Below are 20,900 nucleotides of genomic sequence, written 5' to 3'. Positions count from 1 at the left end.
TTCGCCAGACCGACCCGGGCCGCACCCTCCCGTTCTGGACGCCTCCGGCATGGTGACCCCGGCGGCGGCGTACACCGCCGCCGGGGCCCATGTGCCCTCTGGCCCTGCGCTAGAAGGTCAGGTTCCAGGCGTCGATCTTCCCTGTGTCGGAGGCTGCGTTGTCGTTGACGCGCAGTTTCCAGGTGCCGTTCGCGACCTCCGAGGAGGCGTTCACGCTGTAGGTCTGGGCGATGTTGTCGGCGCTGCCGCCGGCGTGGTTGTGCAGCGTGTAGAGGGTGCCGTCCGGCGCCACCAGGTCGATCTTCAGGTCACCGATGTAGGTGTGCTTGATGTCGACCCCCACCTTGAGGGTGGCCGGGGCGTTGCCGGTCACGCCGGTGACGGCGATCGGGCTCTCCACGGTGGCGTTGTCGTTGATGGCGAAGTCCGCGAGGTTCTCGAAGTACTTGCCGGGCGGCGGGGTGGTCCCGACGGCCTTGAGCGCGTCGACCTGTCCCTCGCCGAAGAAGGAGTTGTTGGCCGTCGTGCCCGTGCAGCGGCTGTCCGAGGGGCAGGCGATGTCGTTGGCCTGGGCTGCCAGCTTGGCGCGGAGTTGGGCCGGGGTGATGCCCGGGTTGGCACTGGCGATCAGCGCCGCCACGCCGGCCACGTGCGGGGTGGCCATCGAGGTGCCGCTCTTGCTGCCGTAGCTGCCGCCGGGGACGGTGGAGTACACGTTGCTGCCGGGCGCCGCGACGTCGATGACGCCCTGCCCGTAGTTGGAGAACGAGGCCTTGGTGACGCCCGTGCCGTTGGCCGCGACCGTGACCACGCCCGGCAGTTCGGTCGGGATGTCGAGGCAGGCGTTGGTGATGGTGCGGGTGACCGGCGTCGAGTCGTTCGGGCTCGCGGAGTCGGTCGTCTTGTGGGCGAGGTCGTAGTTCTCGTTGCCCGCGGCGGCGATCTGGAGGGAGCCCTTGCCCTCGGCGTACTCCTGGGCGCGCTTGACGCCCTCGATGATGGCGGCCTGGTCGATGTTGTCCGGGCAGTTGAACTGCCACGGGTCCGTGTAATAGCTGTTGTTGGTGACCTTGAAGCCGTGGTCACCGGCCCAGACGAAGCCGCAGATGGTGTTCTCGGCGAAGAAGAAGGCGTTGCCCGGCTCGGCGACCCGGACCGCGGAGATCTTCACCCCGGGGGCCACGCCGACGACACCCTTGCCGTTCTTGGCCGCGGCGATGGTCCCCGCTACGTGGGTGCCGTGCGTGTCGACGTCCCGCCAGGCGCCGGCACGGGTGTCGGGCTTGCCGTAGGCGCAGGACACCGAGTCGGCCGCGTTGAAGTTGGGCGCCAGGTCCTGGTGCTGGTCATCCACACCGGTGTCCAGGACGCCGACCTTGACCGAGGCGGATCCCGGGTTCACGGCCCAGGCCTGGTCGGCCTTGATCTGGCTCATGTCGGCCCGGACCGGCTCTCCGGCCGGGGTCGAGGCCTGGGACGGATTGGGCGGGAGCGCCGGGTTGTAGGCGTCGGCCGGGACGTCCGAGGTACGCGTGGCGCCGACCTGCTGCACACCGGCGACGCCGCGCATGGTGGCGGCGAATCCGCTGGACGCCGAGTGGGCGACGATCACGCCGATGGCGTCGAAGTTCGAGAAGACGGTGCCGCCGTTGGCCGCGATCGCGGAGCGGACCGCCGAACTGTCACCGGGGGCTGTGATCACGAGGTAGGCACGCGTGCCGGCCACCCAGGCCGCACTCTGGGAAGCCGCCACCGGGGCCGGAGCATTCGCCTTGGCGGCCGGCCCGGTGGAGGGAACGACCGGGAGCGTACCCGCGAGGGCGCCCGGGGCGCCGAACGCGAGGGCGGCGCCGAGCGTGGCCGCCAGCACCAACGCGCGTCTCGGTCGGCTGGATCTGTGGGGTATCAATGCGTCCTCCGAAGACGGCCCGGCCGTGCTTATGGCACCGGCCGGGTCGTACGAAACGAGTGGTGGATGCAAGATGTCAGGTGCATGCCCCCGTACGGAAGTACCTTTCCGTGCAGGGACGTTGCAGAGGCATGGCTGAAAACAGACGCCCTGTGCATCAGCACGGCGGCGCGGGCCGCAGGGGCCGTCGTAGACGGGATGCCGAGCAGATCACCGCGGTGGTGGGCTGCCGGAGCGGTCGACGGGTCACGCAGGGAGGCGGCTGCGTCCGTGGCCGCCGCTCGACGCTGACCGCAATTATTCGGTTGCGGCGCCCGGTGTCCGCCCCTCACCATGGGCGGGACACCGGGAGCTGCCCGGTGCTCCACGAGAGGAGGCACGACTGTGACCACGACTGTCGTCGGCCTGTCCGCAGACCGCCCCTCTCTCGCCTCATGGAGCACCTCCAGCGATGTCTCACGACAATCTCTCGCAGCACCCTCAGCACCCGGCATTTCCTGACGCCTTCAGCACCGACGCCCACCGCTTCGTCCCGCCGCGGCACGACCTGGGCGACATCGACGACCGGTTCGTCTTCGACTTCCGTTACTACGACGACCTCGAGGACGGTCAGCGCTGGTCGACCTGGCGCAGCGTCGAACCCCTCTGTCGAGGCCCCGAGCCGCTCCCGGACTGGGTCGTGACCTCGCAGGGCGCGATCGACACCGAGCTCGGCGTCCTCAAGACGGGCAAGGAGGCCGACGTCCACCTCATCGAACGCGCCGACCTGCTCGACCCCGACGCCGCCGTGGTCATGGCCGCGAAGCGGTACCGCTCCCCCGAGCACCGAAACTTCCACCGCTCCGCGTCCTACACCGAGGGCCGCTCGATGAAGCGCTCACGTGACGAGCGAGCCGTCAAGCGCAAGAGCACCTTCGGTCGGCAGGTCGCGGCCGGCGAGTGGGCGGTGTCCGAGTGGGGCGCACTGGTGCGGTTCTGGAACCTCGGGCTGCCGGTCCCCTACCCGGTCCAGATCGACGGCACCGAGATCCTGATGGAGTGGATCACCGTCGTCAACGAGGAAGGTGTCGCCGAAACCGCGCCCCGGCTTGCCCAGACTCGGCCCTCACCCGAACTGCTGGCAGCCTACTTCGAGCAGCTCACCGATGCCCTCGCAACGATGGTGCAGAACGGCGTCGTGCACGGCGACCTCTCGGCGTACAACATCCTGGCGGCGGGTGAGCGGCTGGTCATCATCGACCTGCCGCAGATCGTCGACCTGGTCGGCAACCTCAACGGGATGACCTTCCTCCAGCGCGACTGCGCCAACATCTGCGGCTGGTTCCGCTCGCGAGGCCTCGAGGTCGACGAGCACGCACTGTTCGCGGAGCTGATGACGCACGCCTTCTGAACCGGGCGACCGGCCTCACCGTTTCGGTAGCACGCACTCCTCACGCTCCCTCGACGGTTCCTCGCACGAACGTTCCTGGCAAGTTTCGTCTGGGTCAGCCGGCCGTGGGTCCGGGTGTGCCGTCGACTGACGCGCAGTGCGCGCGGATCGAGCCGTCACTCCCGGACCGCACGCCGAAGCGGGGTGGCCGGTGGCGGGATCACCGGGAGATGATCGAGGTGATCGCCTTCAAGTCCCAGACCGGAACGCGCACCCGAACCCAGCACGTTCTTCGTCACCACGATCGCGTCCCGGCCCAGACGAAACCGCCTAGATGCGGTGGACCTGGAATCGCTGGTTGGTGCTGCCGGTGACTGACCACTGGCAGATGCGGGCTCCGTCGGCGGTGGAGGCCTCCCACACGTCCAGAGCGAGGCCGCTCAGTCGGTTGACCAGACTGATCACGCCACCGCCGTGGTCGACCAGCCGCCACTGCTGGCCTGCGGCGTTGGTGTCCGGCTGCTGGGTGACGTCGGCGCCGCTGCTGCTACTGGCGACGTGCAGGACCAGACCACTGTGCCCCACCCGAATCTTGTAGTGCCCGCCGTCGGAGGGCAGGAACTCGAAGTGCTGGTTGAGTCCGGCGGTGATCTGCCACTGGATCAGCCGCGCACCGGCGTCCGTGGACGCACCGTTGATGTCGGCGGCCTTGCCACTGTGCTGGGCCACCAGCCGATAGGCCACGCCGCTCTCCACCGGCCCCGACCTGAGCGCGGAGGCGCGGTAGGTCTTGCCGGCCTGGCCGGCGAACTCGATGAGATCGGCCTCGAGCCGCTTCGGCTGGACCGGCTCGCCGCTCGAATCGTCCTTCAGCGTGAAGTCACCGGCGAAGATCCGGCTGCGCACCCGGACGGTACCGGCCCGGTCGGGTCTGACGACGAACTCGATCCGGCCGCTGCTCCACTCGGCGCCGACGGTGTATCCGCCGCGGCCGCGCAGTCCGCTCACGCGCCCGGTGGGCCAGGCGGCCGGCAGCGCCGGCAACACGTGCAGTTCGCCGTTGTGGCTCTGCAACAGCATCTCCGCGATGCCCGAGGTGGCGCCGAAGTTGCCGTCGATCTGGAAGGGCGGGTGCAGGTCGAACATGTTGGGCGCGAGCCGGTCCGTCCGCACCAGGTCCCGGAGCAGCTTGTGAGCCCGGGCGCCGTCCTCCAGCCGGGCCCAGAAGTTGATCTTCCACGCGAGCGACCATCCCGTCCCGTCGTCACCGCGCAGCTCCAGCGTCCGCCGCGCGGCCTCGTGCAACTGGGGTGTCCCGCGCTTGGTGATCTGGTTGCTCGGATGCAGCCCGTACAGGTGGGAGACGTGCCGGTGAGTCCGTTCGGTCTCCACCCAGTCGGCCAGCCACTCCTGGACATTGCCTCTGGAACCGACCCGTGTCGGCGCCAGCCGGTCCCGGGCCGCCACCGCCTGAGCGCGGAAGGCGGCGTCCACACCGAGGATTTCGCCGGCGCGGGCGACGCTGTTGAAAAGGTCGCGCAGGATCTGGTTGTCCATGGTGGGGCCCGCGCAGACGGTGGCGTTCGCGTGGTGAGGGAGCTCCGGAGAGTTCGACGGGTTGGTGACCAGGTGTCCGAGCGTCGGGTGGGCGACCAGGGTGTCGAGGAAGAACTGGGCGGCGCCCTTCAGGGCGGGATAGTTCGAGCGCAGGAAGTCGATGTCACCGGTGAACAGGTAGTGGTCCCAGATCAGGGTGGCCAGCCATGCGCCACCGGTCTGCCACATCCCCCACTGCGCTCCGTCGACGACCGAGGCGCCCCGCCACGCGTCGGTGTTGTGATGCGTCACCCAGCCGCCGGCGCCGTACTGTGCCTGAGCCACCCGGGCGCCGGTCACGGTCAGGTCGTTGATCATGTCGAAGACCGGCAGGAAGCATTCGGACAGGTTCGTCGTGTCGGCGGGCCAGTAGTTCATCGGCAGGTTGGCGTTGATGGTGAACTTCGAGTCCCAGGACGGAGCCATCTGGTCGTTCCAGATGCCTTGCAGGTTGGCCGGCTGGGTGCCCGGCCGCGAGGACGAGATGAGCAGATACCGGCCGAACTGGAACAACAGGGCGGAAAACTGCGGGTCGTTCACTTGCGCGTGCTGTGCGATCCGTACGTCGGTCGGCTGGTCGGCCGCCGTCGTACGTCCCAGATCGACCGACACCCGGTCGAACAGCGCCTTGTAGTCGGCGAGATGCCGACTGCGTAGTCCGTCGATGCCGACGTTGCGGGCAGCGTTGAGGCGGCTGCGCGCGATGCCCTGGTAGTCGCCGCCGACGTTCTGGAAGGAGACGTAGCTGGAGCCGATCGACACCAGCAGCGTCACGCTGGTGGCGCCGGAGACCCGCAGCGTGCCGCCCGAGCTGCTGAGCGTGCCACCCGTCACGGCGGCGTTGGCCAGGGCGAGGAAGCGGACCCGTCCGGCGATGCCCTCCATGGCGGCGGAGACGCCGTCGAGGGCGATCGTGGCCCCGTCCGGGCTGGACACCGTGGTCCGTTGCGGACTGTCGAAGGTGGTGCTGAAGGTGATGGAGTTGGCCCGGTCGGCTGTCAACCGGACCACGATCACCTGGTCCGGTGCACTGGCGAACACCTCACGCTGGTACCGCACTCCGTTCAGTACGTAGGTCGTGGTGGCCGTGGCGGTGGTGAGGTCGAGCGTCCGGTTGTACTGCGACGCACCGGTAGCGCTGCCGAAGGAGAGCAGCAGGTTTCCGACCGGCTGGTAGGCCAGCTGTCCGGCCGGGCTGCCCAGCATCGTCTGATTGATCAGGTCCTGCGCCGGTCCCCACTGGTCCGCGAAGACCCGCCGTCGGATCTCCGCGAGGTTGGCCGCCCCGCGGGGGTTGGCGGAGTCGTACGGACCGCCGGCCCAGACGGTGTCCTCGTTCAGCTGCAGTCGTTCGGTGTCGATGTTGCCGAACACCATCGCGCCGAGGCGTCCGTTGCCGATCGGCAGCGCCCGCAGCCAGTCCGTGCCGGCCGGCCTGTCGTACCAGAGGGCGAGGTCGTTCGCGGCCCGAACCTCCGGGGGCGCGGCCGAGCCGACCCTGGCCGCGGCCGTCCACCCACCCGGCACGACCCCTGCCCCAGCCACCGCCCCGGCGGCGAGAAACCGTCTGCGTGTCACCTCGGACATGTCGTTCTCCCTTCACGTACTCGGACAGGTTGAGCGCCATCGCCGAGGTCCAGGTGCTCGTGCGTCCGCCGCTGCCGGCGGTCACCGTCCACCGTGTCCGCCGAGTCGGGCGTCGCGTCGCGCGTCAGTGTTCTGGATCTGCCATCGCTGGTTGTCGCCGCCCCAGCACGCCCACAGCTGTGTCTTGAAGGTGGCGGTGTTCACGTCGAGGCAGAGTCCGGAGTGAGGGCTGCGGATGGTGCCGTCGGTGCCCACCGTCCAACGTTGGTTGTCGCCGCCGTTGCACGCCCACGTACCGACCACGGTGCCGTTCGTGGTCCCGCTGCTGTACGCGTCCAGGCACTTCTGGCCCCCCAGTGCGGTGATCTGTCCGCCGGCCGTCAAGGTCCACTGCTGGCCGGCCGCGTTGGCGCAGCTGGACACCTGGACCTGGATGTTCGCCGTGGTCCCGCCGGGGATGTCGAGACAGCGCCCGGTGCCGACGTTGCGCAGTTGGCCGGCCGGGGCCGGTGCCGGGTCGTCGCCGTCCAAGCCCCAGCCGTAGCGGAGGCGATCGCGGCCGCTGGCACTGGGGGTGCTGAGCGTGAGGTCGGTGCCGGTGCCGTGCAGTTTCTGCATGGCATACCAGTCGTCGCCCTGGCCGGCTCGTATCTTCCCGCCCAGCCCGGGCCAGTAGACGGAGCCCATCCGCAGTTCCCGGAGCACCGTGGTGGTGGCCCGGAAGTAGCGGACGAAGTTGTCGGTGCTGCCGGCGTCGTGGTAGTTGAGCCCGGTGTCCATCGGCGCGCCGAACTCGTCGATTACCGTGCGGTCGGCGCAGGAGCCGATCGCGTTCCGCAGGTACGCCACCCACTGGTCGTAGGTCTTCGCCCCGCTGAAGAACGTGTAGTGGTGCAGCGACAGGAACGTCCCGTCGAGGCGGCGGTCGGCGCACATTGATTTGATGTCGGTGTTCAGGCCGGCACCGCTGACGAAGACGCGGTTCCGCGGAATCGACGGGCGGCTGCTGATCCAGTTGCTCACCACGTTCGCCCACTCGGCGGCGCTGTGCCCCGCCGGTTCGTTCATCGGCTCGAAGTAGACGAGGTTGTTGGTGCCGTACCGGGCAACAACGGTGTTCCACATGGCGTCGAAGGCACCGGGGTTGACGATGCGACCGTCGCGGGCGGCCACCCCGTCGTCCCAGTAGGAGAGGACGACCTTGAATCCCTTCGCGGTGGCTGCGTCTATCGCGCCCGTGTACGCGTTCCACCAACTCGTCCCGACTGTGTAGGTGTTGATCGGGAGCCGGACGGTGTTGGCGCCGAGGTTGTTCTCGAAACCGGTGTAGACGGCGTTGGCTTTCGCCACGACCGTCTGGTAGCTGTCGGAGCCGCTCAACCCGTGCAGGACCAGCGGTCCAGCGTGGAAGTTGTCACCGAGTCGGGCCCAGCTGACGCCGCGGAACTGGGCCGTGTCGGCGGCGGCCGGCGAGGCGCTCTGCTGCTCGACGACCGCGAGCGTGCTGAGAGCGGTAAGGATGCAGGCGAGCGCCCGGGCGAGGTAGCGCCTGCGACGGGTGTGGGGCATGGTCGTGCCTTCCCTGTGGCGGTTGGTCACGTCTGCGCTGTGCAGGAGCTGTTGGTGCCGGCCGCCTGGCGGCAGGCGGCCGAGCCGGCGCGGAGCTTGCCCTCACCGCGCCGGCCCCCTCCCAGATCGCTCACGGCGAGCATGTCAGCGTCATGCCGCTGCTGTGGCACCTGGGAAGCCTCGCTCCCCTGCCTCACCGGGATCTCCGGTCAGCAGGTGGAGTTGGTATGGGTGAGCAACCCCGTCCGCCGCGGCGGGAAGCTGTAGTCGCCGCCGGACAGGCCACGCGCCCAGCCGGGCTGCTGGGCGTGCCAGAGCGGTGTGTGGCCGCGCACGCTCATGCCGTTGGCCCGGGCTATGACTGACGATCGCTTTTGTCTTCCGCTTTCACAGGTCATGAATGGGGAACGTCAAGCGTCGACGACTAGAAGATTGACATATTGTCATGGTCCATTCAAGAGGGAGCCGCGATATATGTGAACCTGAGCTGACGTGCCACTAACCGGAGAAGCAGGACTAATGACGGCCACCCCTCATAACCTTTTCATGCGGCGAATTGCAGTGACGGACGCGTGTAAAGCGCGACAGTTTTCGTTATCGGCAACCGGCTTGAAAAGTCGCAGTCGCCGTGCCGAAAGCCCCGAGCCCGCCTCGGCCGACTCGGCTCCCCTCACGACGGCATTCCCGATCGCCCCGGCGAGCGCGGGTTTGTCGAGCACCGTGACCGACCGCGCGGACGGGACGGGGAGCAGCGCCAGGGCGACGACCAGCCGCTCAAGGGGCACCAGTTCGTCGGCGGCCAGGCCGCAGTCCGCACAGGATCGGGTGTGCCGGGTGATGCGCTTACGCCACAGCGTGCTCGGTACGCCGTCCCAGCCCCCCAGCGCGGCGGTCAGCTCGGGGCACCGGGGGCTGGCTTCCAGCGCGGCGACGAGTGACCGGCTCAGCTCCAGCTGGTTGCGCATCCGCTGGACGCGCACGCCCGCGTGAGCCACGCTCGTTCCCAGCGCCGCCGCGAGCTCCGCCCTCGTCAACCGGCCAGCGGTCTCCAGCCACCACAACGACAGCAGCGCCCGTGCGTCCGGGCTGAGCCATCGACTGGCGCGTACCGTCTTTCGGCGATGACCGGACAGCTCGACCTGGATCAGGGCCAGTTTCTCGGCGTCGGCGTCGGCGTCCGGCGGGTCGGTCATCTCGTCGAGGGGGGCCGTCCGTTCGGCGTCCGCCTGCCGCCGGTGCAGATGGGTGCTGATCTGTCGTGTCGCGATCGTGGCCAGCCAGGGCCGGAAACACTCCGGGGCGCGCAGCGTGTGCAGCTCGGGAAGTGCTCGCAGCATCGTCTCCTGCACCACGTCGTCGACGTCCGCGAGGTCACCCAGTGCCCTGCGCACGATCGCGTACACCAGCGGCAGGTACGTCGCGGCCAGGTCGTCGAGCGCTCGCGTGTCACCGGCCTGTGCGGCGACGACCAGGCTCGTCTCATCGGCTCGGTCGGCTCGCGTCACGAGCCCGTACGCGTTGCCTCGGCCAGGGCCGTCCCAGGGGCCGCGCACGTCGCCCTCCTCGGGTTCGCACGCAGGATCGACTCGGGCGCGGCCGACTGGTAACGCTTGGCGGCCCGTCATCGTCCCGGCCATCCGCGGGCGACGGGAAGAACGAGGGCGCTGCCATGGTTCGGCGCCCCGGAAGCGAGGAACACCGCGGCTCCGGCGAGATCGTCGGCGCGTCTGCGGTCACCGGCCGGGATCCCGCCGAGGATCGCCAGTATTCGCTGGGGGGCCGCGCGTAACGCCTCGGTGTCGTCGGTGGCGACGCAGCCGTGTGCGTTGACATTGACGTTGGCGCCGGGCCCGCCCCGCTCCTTCGCCGGGGCCGGCGCCTCGGCGCCCCGGCTCTCGAGGGTGCGGGCCCCGCGGTGGACAACTGCCTTCATCGATCCTCCATCTCCATGGTGTCGAACGTCCCTTCCGCGGTGGATCGGCATGGTCCGGGGGTGACCGCGAGCAGCCGCCGGCCGGCCTGCTCCGGTCGTACGTGCGGTCCGTTGGGCGCGTGTGCCGTTCGCTGACGGGCCGCGGTCATCACCGTTTCGTCGATCCGGATGCCCAGGCCCGGGGTGTCGCCGAGGACGAAGGCGCCGTCCTCGACGTGCAGGTCCATCGCGACGCCGATCGGCGGCTGCAGGTCCTGCAGTTCGCTGACGAGGTGGTTGGGCACCGACGTCGCGGCGTGCAGCAGCGCGACAGGCGTGTTGCCGATCGGGCTGACCGGCAGGTCGTAGGCGTGCGCCAGCGCGGCGACCCGCAGGAAGTGGGTGACTCCCCAGACGGCGGCCGTCTGGACGATGTCGACGCCGCCCGCCGCGATCAGCGGGCGGAACTGTTCGAGGCCGGTGAGGTTCTCCCCGCTGGCGACCGCCGTCCGTACCCCGCGGCTGACGGCGGCCAGGCCGTCGGCGTCCCAGCGCCGGACCGGCTCCTCGATCCAGGTCAGGTCGAATGTGCGTTCCAGCTCACCGACGTGGCGTACCGCCTGCTTGCGGCTCCAGGACTCGTTCGCGTCCAGCATGAGCCCTGGGCGGGTCCCGTGCGCAGCCTCGGTCAAGACCTCGCGTACGAGCGACAGCCGGTGCCGGTCACGCTCGATGTCCAGGCCGCCCTTGAGCTTCGCCGCCCTCAGCCCGCGTTCGGCGTAGTGCTGGTAGGTGGCGACGAGTTCGTCGTCGGTGAGGCCGATGTCCAGGCCGGAGGCGTAGGCGGGAACCATGCGGTCGTTGCCGCCGAGCAACCGCCACAGCGGCTCACCCACGGCCTGTGCCTTGATGTCCCACAACGCCGTGTCGAATGCGCCGATCGTGCCGAACACCACGCCGGCATGCCCGGCTTTGAAGGTGTGCCGCAGCATGCGGTCGTAGAGGGCGGTCACCGCGCGCGGGTCCTGGCCGTCGATGGCGGCGAAAATCAGCTCGGCTTCCACGTGCGGCCCCAGGCCGACTCCGGTGATCCCCTCATCGGTCTCCACGACGACGACCGGCACGGGCACGACGCCGTCGACGTACACGCCGTTGGCGTCACCGACAGGTCGGCCCCATCGCTGCGCCGTCGTCAGGGTTCTGTATCCGGTGATACGCATGCGTCAGCCCTTCGTCGCGCCGGCCGTCACGCCGTCAGCGATCTGGCGCTGCAGGAACAGGTAGGTCACCAACACGGGGAGCCCGGCGATCAGGACACCGGCTGCGAAGGTGGGGATGTCGGCGGAGTACTGGCCGCGCAGTGAGGTGATGCCCACCATCAGGGTGCGATGGTCGGCCGACGGCATCATCAGCAGCGAGATGAGCACGTCGTTCCAGCAGAACAGCGCGTCGAGGATGCCCACGGACAGCAGTGCCGGTGCACCCATCGGCAGCATGATGCGCCGGTAGACGCCGTACAGGGTGTTTCCGTCGATCCGTGCGGCGTCGACGAGCTCGGTGGGTACCGCTCGGTAGTAGCTCGTCATCAAGAACACGGTGAACGGCAGGAACTGCGCGACGTAGGCCAGGATCAGCCCCGGATAGGTGTCGATGAGACCGCCGTCGGCCATGAGCCTGGCCAGCGGCACCATGATCACCTGGAACGGGATGAACAGCGCCGCGAGGCAGACCAGATACAGCGTGGACGAGCCACGGAACCGTACCTGGGCCAGCGCGAACCCGGCCATGGACCCGATGAGCAGTAGCAGCGCTACTGCGCAGGCCACCACGATCACGGAGTTGAGGAAGTACCGCTCCATGCCGACGCTGTTCCACGCGGTGCTGAGGTTGTCCCAGCGGAGAGTGCTCGCCAGGGAGAACCGGTCGAGGACGTACTCCCGGCGGGTCTTCATCGCGACGTTGGCGGTGAACAGCAGGGGGTAGATCGTCGCCAGGGCGAGGATCACCATCGGCACGGCGATCAACCATCTGCTCGGCCCCAGGCGGGACATCAGTCCTCCCTCCCCGCCCGGCGCAGCAGGCCGACCTGCAGCAGGCCCACGACCAGCATGATGAGGAAGAGGGCCGTGGACGCGGCCGACGCGAGCGCCGGGCGGCTCATCTGCCCCTGCTGGACCCAGATGTAGTACTCCGGCAGGTAGGTGGACCCTTCCGGGCCACCACTGGTCATGACGTAGAGCAGCCCGAACATCGAGGTCAGCATCCCGATCATCGTGGTGACGACGACGAACTGGATGGTGCGTGACAGACCCGGGATGATGACGTGCCAGATCATCCGCGCGAGCGAGGCGCCGTCGACCCGGGCGGCGTCCAGAAGTGCGGGGTCCAGGGTCGCGAACCCGGCCAGGAACACCACCAACGCCATCCCCGCCGTTGCCCAGATGTGCACGCCGACGACGGCGAACATGGCTACGTCGGGATCGCCGAGCCAGTCCACCGGGCCGACACCTGAGGCGCCGAGCACGGCGTTCAGCGGACCGTCGAAGGCCAGCAGCAGGTTGAAGATCGCGCCGACGATCACCGGTGAGAGCACAGCCGGGAAGAAGTAGACGCTCCGGAAGAACGAGTGTCCTGGCACCCGCAGGTAGATGAAGGTGGCGAGCAGTCCCGGGATCGCGACCGCGACCGGCAGCAGCAGCACCAGCAGTCCGACGTTGCGCAGCGCGGTGTGGAACAGCGGGTCGTCGAGCAGCTCCGCGTAGTTGTCGAGCCCCACCAGGGCGCCGTTGCGTTCGCCGTCACCGGTGAAGGAGAAGTTGACGCCCAGTCCGAGGGGCCAGAGCCGGAGCACCACGATGATCAGGACAGCGGGGGCGACCAGGACGTAGGGGGCCAGGCGTTCGGCGCGTCGGCCGCTGCGGACTGGCGGAGATTTCGACGCAGGGCCGCGGCCACCTGCCGCCTCACCTGCTCGCGCCCCGTCGGTCCGCCCTGTTTGAGCAGCGCGGACCGACGAATCCATCGGTGACATGGCCTCAGCCCGCCTGGTCCGAGGCCGCCAGCTGTTTCACGGCCGCGTCGACCGTGACCGATCCGCTGAGCAGTTGCTGGGACAGCCGCCCCATCAGGTCCACGGTCTTGGACGGCAGGGCGACGTGCAGGGCGGGCTTGCCGTCGTTGATCTCGGACACGATGGTGGCGACGGCCGGGCCGGCGCTCGAGACGTCCACGGTGCGGTCGGCCGCGATGGCGCCCGCGTCGGCGTAGAACGACTTCAGTGCGTCGGTCGAGGTCAGGGAGCGCACCAGGTCTGCGGCGGCCTGGGGGTCCTTGGTCCGCTTCGCGACGGCGTAGCCGATGCCGCCGTCGTAGGGAAGGCTCGGCGTGGCACCGGGTGTGACGACAGGCGACTTCATGACGCCGACATCGTCGGCGTCGAGGAATTCGGCGAAGTCCTTCCAGTGCCCGACGTCCGACATCAATCCGATGACGTGGGCGGCCTTGTTGGACTGGAAGACCGCGAACGCGTCGTTGAACATCGCCGTCGAGTTCGCTCCGTTGTTGTTCAGGCCTTTGTCGTTGACCTCTTTCCAGAGCGAGAAGATCCGCTTGACCGCCGGCGAGGACCAGTCTCGCTTGCCGGCGATCCAGTCGTCGTACTCCGTGGGCGACAGGACGCCCGAGCCGAGCCCGGACAGGAAGAACTGGATACCGATGCCTTCCTTGTTGCCCTGCGCGAAGCATCTGGCGCCGGTCGCCTTGGTGATGGTCCGGCAGTTGGTGACGAACTCGTCCCAGCTGGTGGCCGGCTGATCCGGGTTCAGCCCTGCCTTCCGGTAGAGCGCCTTGTTGTAGTAGATGGGGTGACCTTGCAGTGTCACCGGAGCGGCATAGGTCTTGTTGTCCTTGGTGAAGGCCTCCCACCCGGCCAGCCGCTTCTTGTCATCACGGACGTACTTGTCCAACGCCAGAAGGGAGTCCGCGCGGTCACGGATCTGTCCGCCGCCGTTGAAGAGCATGACGTCCGGCCCCTTGCCGGCTTGGATGGCGGCCCCGAGCAGGGTGTAGTACTGCTCGAACGGCTGGGCGACGAACTCGACCGTCACGCCGGGATGCTGCTCGGCGAAGTCGGCCTTGGCCTTCTTCACGTAGGAAGACGCTGCGGCGTCGCCGGACTTCCAGTCCCAGACGACGAGCTTGTCCTTCGAACCACCGGATGCTGAATCCGGGTCGGAGGCGCTTCCGCAGCCGGCTAAGACAACGAGCCCGGCAACAAGGGTCGCCGACCACAGTGTTCGCTGCTTCATTGTTGCCCCGCTCTCCTGAGGTGGCCGGCTGTCCGGCAGTTGAGGTTGAGGAGGAACGCAACTCGTATGACGTGTGTAACTCGTATGACGTATGACGTCAACCAGATGCGATACAATAAGTGCGGCAGGGGTCCCGGGGGGGTGTCATGACGGCAGTACCGCAGTCATCCGCAGAGGCCTCCGATGCCCCCGTCTGGAGCCGACGCCCCGCGAACCTCGCCGCCGCGGTCACGGCTGAGCTGGTCGAGCGGATCGTGCGTGGAGTCCATCCGTCCGGTTCGCCTCTCCCCTCCGAGCCCGTGCTCTGCGCGACCTTCTCGGTCAGCCGCACCGTGGTCCGCGAGGCGGTGAAGATCCTCCAGGAGAAGGGGCTGGTGCAGGTCCGCCAGGGCGCCGGCACGATGGTCACCCCGTCGGCGATGTGGAACATGCTCGACGAGCTGGTCCTCGGCGCGACCATCGCCGAGGACGAGAGCCTGGCCATCCTCGATCACCTCGTCGCGACCCGCCGCGCGCTGGAGTCCGACATGGCCAACGTCGCCGCCCGCCTGGCGAACGCCGAGGTGGTCGACCGGCTACGCGCTCTGGTGGAGCGGATGGATGGGCTCGTCGACGACCCCGCTTCGTACCACGAAGAGGACCGGGCCTTCCACGACACCGTCATGCAGGCGTCGGGGAACCGCATCGGCCGTGCCGTGGTCCGTTCGCTGGAGCGCCAGGTCATCAACACAGCCCGTTACACGGGCCGAACCGGCCGCGCCTTCTGCGTCGCGTCCAACCACGGCCATCGGCGCATCTACGAACGGATCGCCGCGCACGATGCCCAGGGGGCGGCCGAGGCGATGTTCACCCACATCACCGAGGCGTGGGTGGTGCGCCGCAGCGGGCCGGGTGAGCCGAGCCGCCTGCGGCGTTAGGGGCGCCTGGCGGGTCCTGCGGTCGACGTTCGGGCCGCCTGCCAGTGAGACCGTCGGCGGGTTCGGCAGGGCAGGATCAAGGCAGATGTCCCCGGTCAGGTCGAACGTCGTGAGCACCACCGCGTTGCTGACGACGGCGGTGCTGAGGTGCGGCGGGGCCCGCACCCGCTCGGGCCCCGCCGCCGGCATCCGCTCCTCCCCCAAAGGAGCGGACAGGCGTTGATTCCGTTATCGCAGTGCCCACTGCTGGTTGGTGCCGCCGTGGCAGGACCAGAGGGTGATCCTGGTGCCGTTGGCGGTGCCGCCGGCGTTGGCGTCGAGGCACAGCCCGGAGTGGACGCCGGTGATGGTGCCGTTGGGGTTGACGTTCCACTGCTGGTTGTTCTGGCCGTTGCAGTCCCAGATGACGACGGCGGTGCCGTTGGTGGTGCCGCGTCCGCTGGCGTCGAGGCACTTGTTGCCGGAGACGGTCAGTTGTTTGCCCGCGGTGTAGGTCCAGGTCTGGCCGGCCGCGCCGGTGCAGTCCCAGAGTTGGGTCTGGGTGCCGTTGGTGGTGCCGGCGCCGGGCACGGTCAGGCAGCGGCCGGACTGCGCGCCCACGATCTGCTGACCCGTGGGCGGCGGGGTCGTGCCCTGCGGTCCGGCGGACGCCATCACGTCCTGGGCACCGGAAGGCCAGTTGCCATTGGTGACCGTGACGTTGCCGGAGACCACGTTGCCGCGGTCCCCGTTGGTGATGTTCGTACTGCCGTTGGTCGACCAGTTGTTGGTGACGGTCCAGTTCCCCATGTTCTCGCCGCCCCAGTAGTTGGCCGTCGCCCACGTGCCGGTGTTCGAGAAGACATTGTTGGTGGCCGTGTAGTACTTCGAGCCCTCGTCGAAGTACACCCCGAAGTATCCGTTGGTCCGCAGGCAGTGGTTCCGGCTGATCTGCGCGCCCGGGTTCCATCCGAGCGTGTAGATGCAGCCACCGTCGTTCATCTGCTGCATGACATCGTGGATGTAGTTGCCGATGAGCCGGTTGTTGGAGGCGGTGGTCGGCGTCGTGTAGCGCGGCTGGTAGTTGTACAGGCCGCGGTTGGCATAGTGGTTGCTGCCGCCCGCGTCGTTGGCGCCCCAGCCGTACCCGATCGACATGCCGGAGTACGGCATGTTGTAGACCTCGTTCTGGGCGACGGTGCTGTTGGTGACGTACGTGGTCAGGACAGAGACGATGCCCCGGTAGTCCGCCCCGAGGTCGTGGATGCGGTTGTTGCTGATCGTGATGTCCCTGTTGACCATGCGCTGGTCGCTGGGGTGGTGGGCGTCGGCGCGCACACCGCCCACGAGGATGCCACCGGCTGAGCTCCGGGCGATCTCCGACCGGGTCACCGTGATGTCGCTGGCGCCCAGACCGACGCCGCTGGCGTGCGCGCCCGCGTCGTTGCCGATACCGATGGCCGTCTGGCCCAGGTTGACGAACCGTGAGTCGCTGAAGGTGATGGTGTTGGCGGCGGAGATCTGCACCGCGGACGGCATCTGCAGCCAGTGTGGCCGGGCAGCCTCGAACTGCGTACAGCCGTTGTGGCAGGAGTCGAAGCTCGGCCAGTTCCAGTTGCCGGCGAGGTACGCGCCGGTCTGCTGGTCCACGTAACCCTGGTTGCTGCTCGGGCCCAGCCAGCTCGTACCGGTGAAGGTGATCCCGCTGAACGTGATGTGGTGCGCCGGCTCGCTGTACGTGCCCCCGAGGTTCACCAGCGACTGCTGCGTCGGCAGTTCCACGCTGACGTTGCTCATGTTCTGCCCGGCCTGGGGGATGTAGTACAAGGCTCCCGCCGTGGGGTTGAGGTACCACTCGCCGGGCGAGTCCAGGAATTCGTACGCGTTGATCAGGTAGAACGGTCCGGCCCGGTGCGGCCGCATGAGGGTGTCGTAGCCGAAGTTGTTGTTGTTCCACGCCGGCTGCTGCATCGTGATGAAGTTCCCACTGATGCTCTGCACCGGCGAGTACCGGTCGGTGAAGGAGTTGACGCTCTCCACCTCGACCCGGCTCTGGTTGGCCAGGTTGTTCAGATAGCTCAGCGCACCGCTCGAGAACCTCATTCCGGCGCTGGAAGCCGTGAAATCGGCCCTGTTCACCTGCGTGCGTGCCCGGGTGGCCACGGCGCCGTCGACATAGAGCTGCCGGGCATCGAGACCGGCCGGCACGTCGGCCCGCCAGATGTTCTTGGACGCGTCGGCCACCGACCAGCCGGTGACCGCCCGGGCACCGGTGATCACCGGACGCGCCGACGGGGCGGCCTGCCACACGACCCTGTGACCGCCTGAGCCGGAGTCCTCCGCCGTCAGCCGGAAGGGTCGGTCCAGCCGGTACACACCGTCGGCCAACTGCACCACGATGTCGTCCGACATGGCGTCGTTGAGCGATCGCACCGCCGCCTGCGCGGCTGTCAGTGAGCACGGCTGCGCGCTGGAACAGTCCGTGCCGTTGCCGGACGGCGAGACGTACACAGTGCGGGGAGCCGCGGACGCGGGCGCGGGGAACGCCATCACCGCGGTCGCGGTCAATCCGACCGCGGCGGCTCCGGACCGAAGCCACCTTCGTATCGTGCGAGCTGTGAACACGTCTTCTCCTTATGGCGGTTCCCGGGCGGCAGGGGATGACGGCGCGACCGGGCTACTCGGCGTGCGGGGACACGGGCTTCACCCCCGCCAGGGGAGCGTTTTCCAGTCCGCGCAGGACTGTTCGGAGGTAGGACAGCCCGTCACGGGCGAGGGCGTTCTGCGACGGGGCCAGCGGCCTCCAGATCGAGGCCGCGGTAGCGATGGCCTCGTTCTGCGCGGTGAACGACTCGATGCACAGCGCGCCGCTGTAGCCGGTCGCGGCCAGGTTGGCGAGGAACCGTGGCCAGTCGAAGTGGTCGGCGCCCGGGGCGCCGCGGTCGGTGCCGCTGACCTGGACGTGCTTGAGGTGCGGACCAGCCGTGACGAGCGCCTCGTAGGGGTCGGCCTCCTCGATGTTCATGTGATAGGTGTCGATCATGAGACCCACGTTCGCTGGCAGGCCGTCGATCAGCTCCACCGCCTGCTCGACCGTGTTGACGACGCTCGTCTCATAGCGGTTGAGGGCCTCCACGCCGATGCTCACGCCCCGCTCCCCCGCGTGGTCGGCCACTGGCCGCAGGGCGCGGCGGACGTCCGCGTAGCAGGCCGCGCGTTCCCCCGGTGACATGCGCCAGGTCCGCCCCACCGCGGCGTAGACCGGCCCGCCGACACAGGGCGCGCCGACGGCCACCGCACTGTCCACACACGTCTTCAGGTACGCCGCGGTGGAGGCGACGACCTCCGGCGGGGCGTTCACGAGGTCACGTCCGGGCGAGGTGACCGCACAGACGCCGACCGCGCGCAGACCGTACGCCGCCAGCAGGTCCCGGGTGCGGGCCGGGTCCCAGTCGCCGGGGTGCTCGATCGGCAGCTCGACCGCGTCGAACCCGAACGTGGCGATCCGCGGCACCAGTTCGGCCAGGGCCTCGTCGTCGACCGGCGAGGCCCAGACCCACGGGTTGACACCGATGGTGTACACCGCACTACTTCCAGCGCTGCGGGTAACCGGGCAGGTCCGTGCAGCCACACATCGCGTAGTGCAGCGGCGGCATGGCGGGGTCGACGTACTCGTCCAGGTTGTCCTCGGTGATGGTCGGCTGTGGCAGCTTCCACGGGCTCGGCACCGGCTCGCCGTCGAGGATCTTCAGCGCGGCGATGATCGGGGTGCGCCACTGGTAGGTGGGGTACGTCGGGGCGATCGCCGTGAGCTTCTTGTCCTTCCACAACTTCAGGAAGTCGAGCTGGTCCTCGCCGTTGATCGGCGGCACGGGTTTGCCGGCGTCTTCGAACGCCTCGACCGCCGCGCCCGCGACCGCCCCGGCGTCCATCCAGACGCCGTCGATCGTGCCGTGCCGCTGGATGTAGTCGTTGACGATCTTCTTCGTTCTGGCCGGGTCACCGTCGGTGAACTCGACGCCGACGACGTCGACGCCCGCCTTGTCGAACGCGACCTTCGCCGCGGACCAACGGGTCTCCAGCACGTCGACGCCGGGCAGGATGCGCAGCGCGAGCACCTTGCCGCCCCGCTTCATCTTCTGGGTGACGAACTCCGCCGCGACGTGGCCGAATCCGTAGCCGCCGATCGGGTTGATGAACGTCACCGGGCAGGTCGTGTCGACGCCGCGGTCGAAGACGATGACCGGCAGGCCCTTCCGGCAGGCGGCCTCCACGGCCGGGGTGAGCGTCGCGGTGGTGTTCGGCGAGACGATAAGCGCGTGGCAGCCCTTGCCGAGCAGGTCGTTGATGTCGGCGATCTGCTTCTGGTCCTTGCCTTCGGCATCGACGTGGACGAAATCGGAGATCCGGCCACGGTGCGTGTCGACCTCGGCCTGCATGGTCTTGAAACCGACCTGGCGCCAGGGGTTGTTCAGCCCCGCGTTGGAGAAGCAGATCTTGTGCGGTCCGGGCTTCTTGAACTTCGCGGTCTCCACCATCGCCGGGTTGAGCGCCTGTTCCCAGGGCTTGCCGGCCGGCCCGGTGGGCGCGGCGTCCAGCAGCGCGAGCTGCTTGTCGTAGTCGGCCCGCACGAAGAACTTCGACTGCTTCCCGGTGCCCGACCCGGTGCCCTCGGAGGGCGAACCCGATGCGCCGGAGGTGGGCTCGTCGGTGGAGCAGCCGGCCAGCACCAGCAAGGTGCTCACGGCCAGCACCGTCATGGAGTGCCTCACTGGATACCCTTCATCTGGACGGGAGACGGAAGGACGCCGCCGCCACGGCGAGCAGAATGATCGCGCCCTGGACGGTCGGTTTGAGGGCGCCGGAGACGCCGTAGAAGTTCATGAGCGTGAAGAGCGTCTCCAGGGTCAGCGCGCCCAGCATCGCGCCGACGACCGAACCGCGGCCCCCGCCCAGAGCGACACCGCCGAGGACCGCCGCGGTGATCGCGCCGAACTCCAGGCCGGCACCGGCCTGGAACGACACTCCGCTGTACCCGCCGATCAGGACCGCCGCGAGCGTGGCGGCGAGTCCGCTGAGGACGAACGCCATGGTCTTGGCGCGCCACACGCGCACGCCGCTCAGCTCGGCGGTCCGCGGGTTGCCGCCGACGGCGACCAGGGTGCGGCCGAAGTCCGAACGCGTCAGCACCAGCGCCAGAGCGGCCGCCGCCACCAGGATGACCAGGGCGTACGGTATCCGGCCCAGCGCGGGCACATCCTCGAACGCCGACCGACCGAGCCGGCGGAACTCCTCGGAGAGGCCGCCCTTGGGGGCACCGTTGGTCCACAGGTACACGGCGCCGACGAGGATCAGGAACATCCCAAGAGTCGTGATGAACGACGGCACCCGCAGCCGCGTGGTGACGAGGCCGTTGACGAGGCCGACGGCGATGCCGAACGCGAACAGGAGCACGACGACAGGCCAGCCGGCCGACGGATCGCCGTCGATCAGCCGGGCGGCGATGACCACCTGCGCGGTGACCAGAGAGCCGACGGACAGGTCCAACTCGCCGGAGACGATCACGAAGTACTGGCCGGCGGCGAGCAGGACGACCGGCGCTGAGCGGCCGAGGAACGACATCAGCGACGGCGGCGAGAGGAAGTCCGGTTGGCGGGCGGTCAGCAGAACCAGCAACACCACCAGGATCACGGCGATCGGTGCGAGACCGCCGGAGCGGAACGTGCGGAGCCTCAGTGGGCGCGCGATCCTCATG

At 68.8% G+C, this 20,900-nt stretch carries 16 protein-coding genes; 2 read left to right on the top strand and 14 right to left on the bottom strand.

Annotated features, from left to right (window positions below):
- Nucleotides 1-109: 109 nt before the first annotated feature.
- A complete protein-coding gene (locus tag ACZ56U_RS05695) occupies nt 110-1,870 on the bottom strand; it encodes a S8 family peptidase (RefSeq protein WP_469082856.1) in 1,761 nt (586 codons plus the stop codon).
- A 490-nt stretch (nt 1,871-2,360) separates the two neighbouring features.
- On the opposite strand from ACZ56U_RS05695, the gene ACZ56U_RS05690 reads away from it, so the two are divergent.
- Nucleotides 2,361-3,299, top strand: a complete 939-nt coding sequence (locus ACZ56U_RS05690) for a serine protein kinase RIO (protein WP_469082753.1) — start codon at nt 2,361-2,363, stop codon at nt 3,297-3,299.
- Between the two features lie 309 nt (nt 3,300-3,608).
- Here ACZ56U_RS05690 and ACZ56U_RS05685 read toward each other — a convergent pair whose 3' ends face one another.
- The 9 genes from ACZ56U_RS05685 to ACZ56U_RS05645 form a co-directional block, all read right to left on the bottom strand.
- Nucleotides 3,609-6,461 carry a glycosyl hydrolase family 95 catalytic domain-containing protein gene (locus ACZ56U_RS05685; protein ID WP_469082752.1) on the bottom strand — a complete coding sequence of 951 codons (2,853 nt, stop codon included), beginning with the start codon at nt 6,459-6,461 and terminating at the stop codon, nt 3,609-3,611.
- Nucleotides 6,462-6,542: 81 nt separating this feature from the next.
- Nucleotides 6,543-8,030 (bottom strand): RICIN domain-containing protein, encoded by a 1,488-nt coding sequence (locus tag ACZ56U_RS05680; RefSeq protein WP_469082751.1) that lies wholly within the window; start codon nt 8,028-8,030, stop codon nt 6,543-6,545.
- A 209-nt stretch (nt 8,031-8,239) separates the two neighbouring features.
- Entirely contained in the window at nt 8,240-8,371 is a 132-nt protein-coding gene (locus ACZ56U_RS05675) for a hypothetical protein (protein WP_469082750.1), read from the bottom strand.
- Between the two features lie 192 nt (nt 8,372-8,563).
- Nucleotides 8,564-9,583 carry an RNA polymerase sigma factor gene (locus tag ACZ56U_RS05670; RefSeq protein WP_469082749.1) on the bottom strand — a complete coding sequence of 340 codons (1,020 nt, stop codon included), beginning with the start codon at nt 9,581-9,583 and terminating at the stop codon, nt 8,564-8,566.
- A 68-nt stretch (nt 9,584-9,651) separates the two neighbouring features.
- On the bottom strand, nt 9,652-9,963 hold the full coding sequence (locus ACZ56U_RS05665; RefSeq protein ID WP_469082748.1) for a hypothetical protein: 312 nt from the start codon (nt 9,961-9,963) through the stop codon (nt 9,652-9,654).
- A complete protein-coding gene (locus ACZ56U_RS05660) occupies nt 9,960-11,162 on the bottom strand; it encodes a mandelate racemase/muconate lactonizing enzyme family protein (RefSeq protein ID WP_469082747.1) in 1,203 nt (400 codons plus the stop codon). Before ACZ56U_RS05660 ends, ACZ56U_RS05665 begins: the two co-directional genes overlap by 4 nt.
- 3 nt (nt 11,163-11,165) lie before the next feature.
- Nucleotides 11,166-11,993 (bottom strand): carbohydrate ABC transporter permease, encoded by an 828-nt coding sequence (locus ACZ56U_RS05655; RefSeq protein WP_469082746.1) that lies wholly within the window; start codon nt 11,991-11,993, stop codon nt 11,166-11,168.
- Nucleotides 11,993-12,793, bottom strand: coding sequence for a carbohydrate ABC transporter permease (locus ACZ56U_RS05650; RefSeq protein ID WP_469082855.1), 801 nt, complete (start codon nt 12,791-12,793; stop codon nt 11,993-11,995). Before ACZ56U_RS05650 ends, ACZ56U_RS05655 begins: the two co-directional genes overlap by 1 nt.
- Before the next feature lie 184 nt (nt 12,794-12,977).
- The gene (locus tag ACZ56U_RS05645) at nt 12,978-14,249 is read right to left on the bottom strand and encodes an ABC transporter substrate-binding protein (RefSeq protein WP_469082745.1); all 1,272 of its coding nucleotides are present in this window, start codon (nt 14,247-14,249) and stop codon (nt 12,978-12,980) included.
- A gap of 146 nt (nt 14,250-14,395) precedes the next feature.
- On the opposite strand from ACZ56U_RS05645, the gene ACZ56U_RS05640 reads away from it, so the two are divergent.
- Complete coding sequence (locus ACZ56U_RS05640; protein ID WP_469082744.1) at nt 14,396-15,166, top strand: FadR/GntR family transcriptional regulator; 771 nt, start codon at nt 14,396-14,398, stop codon at nt 15,164-15,166.
- A 228-nt stretch (nt 15,167-15,394) separates the two neighbouring features.
- Here the strand turns inward: ACZ56U_RS05640 and ACZ56U_RS05635 are convergent, their stop codons facing one another.
- From ACZ56U_RS05635 to ACZ56U_RS05620, 4 genes are all read right to left on the bottom strand, one after another.
- Nucleotides 15,395-17,695 carry an RICIN domain-containing protein gene (locus ACZ56U_RS05635; RefSeq protein WP_469082854.1) on the bottom strand — a complete coding sequence of 767 codons (2,301 nt, stop codon included), beginning with the start codon at nt 17,693-17,695 and terminating at the stop codon, nt 15,395-15,397.
- A gap of 127 nt (nt 17,696-17,822) precedes the next feature.
- Entirely contained in the window at nt 17,823-18,728 is a 906-nt protein-coding gene (locus ACZ56U_RS05630) for a sugar phosphate isomerase/epimerase family protein (protein WP_469082743.1), read from the bottom strand.
- A 4-nt stretch (nt 18,729-18,732) separates the two neighbouring features.
- Nucleotides 18,733-19,905 carry a substrate-binding domain-containing protein gene (locus ACZ56U_RS05625; RefSeq protein WP_469082742.1) on the bottom strand — a complete coding sequence of 391 codons (1,173 nt, stop codon included), beginning with the start codon at nt 19,903-19,905 and terminating at the stop codon, nt 18,733-18,735.
- A 22-nt stretch (nt 19,906-19,927) separates the two neighbouring features.
- Nucleotides 19,928-20,899 carry an ABC transporter permease gene (locus tag ACZ56U_RS05620; protein WP_469082741.1) on the bottom strand — a complete coding sequence of 324 codons (972 nt, stop codon included), beginning with the start codon at nt 20,897-20,899 and terminating at the stop codon, nt 19,928-19,930.
- Nucleotide 20,900: the final 1 nt, after the last annotated feature.

It is taken from the genome of Streptomyces sp. NPDC034103 (assembly GCF_055575395.1).
The sequence above is the reverse complement of the archived record's forward strand: the minus strand, read 5'-3'. Positions and strand labels throughout refer to the sequence as shown.

Bases quoted from the DNA above. Each gene is read 5' to 3' on its own strand.
- ACZ56U_RS05690 (WP_469082753.1), top strand. From the start codon at position 2,361: ATGTCTCACGACAATCTCTCGCAGCACCCTCAGCACCCGGCATTTCCT.
- ACZ56U_RS05685 (WP_469082752.1), bottom strand. From the start codon at position 6,461: ATGTCCGAGGTGACACGCAGACGGTTTCTCGCCGCCGGGGCGGTGGCT.
- ACZ56U_RS05680 (WP_469082751.1), bottom strand. From the start codon at position 8,030: ATGCCCCACACCCGTCGCAGGCGCTACCTCGCCCGGGCGCTCGCCTGC.
- ACZ56U_RS05675 (WP_469082750.1), bottom strand. From the start codon at position 8,371: ATGAGCGTGCGCGGCCACACACCGCTCTGGCACGCCCAGCAGCCCGGC.
- ACZ56U_RS05665 (WP_469082748.1), bottom strand. From the start codon at position 9,963: ATGAAGGCAGTTGTCCACCGCGGGGCCCGCACCCTCGAGAGCCGGGGC.
- ACZ56U_RS05660 (WP_469082747.1), bottom strand. From the start codon at position 11,162: ATGCGTATCACCGGATACAGAACCCTGACGACGGCGCAGCGATGGGGC.
- ACZ56U_RS05655 (WP_469082746.1), bottom strand. From the start codon at position 11,993: ATGTCCCGCCTGGGGCCGAGCAGATGGTTGATCGCCGTGCCGATGGTG.
- ACZ56U_RS05645 (WP_469082745.1), bottom strand. From the start codon at position 14,249: ATGAAGCAGCGAACACTGTGGTCGGCGACCCTTGTTGCCGGGCTCGTT.
- ACZ56U_RS05640 (WP_469082744.1), top strand. From the start codon at position 14,396: ATGACGGCAGTACCGCAGTCATCCGCAGAGGCCTCCGATGCCCCCGTC.
- ACZ56U_RS05635 (WP_469082854.1), bottom strand. From the start codon at position 17,695: ATGGCGTTCCCCGCGCCCGCGTCCGCGGCTCCCCGCACTGTGTACGTC.
- ACZ56U_RS05625 (WP_469082742.1), bottom strand. From the start codon at position 19,905: ATGACGGTGCTGGCCGTGAGCACCTTGCTGGTGCTGGCCGGCTGCTCC.
- ACZ56U_RS05620 (WP_469082741.1), bottom strand. From the start codon at position 20,899: ATGAGGATCGCGCGCCCACTGAGGCTCCGCACGTTCCGCTCCGGCGGT.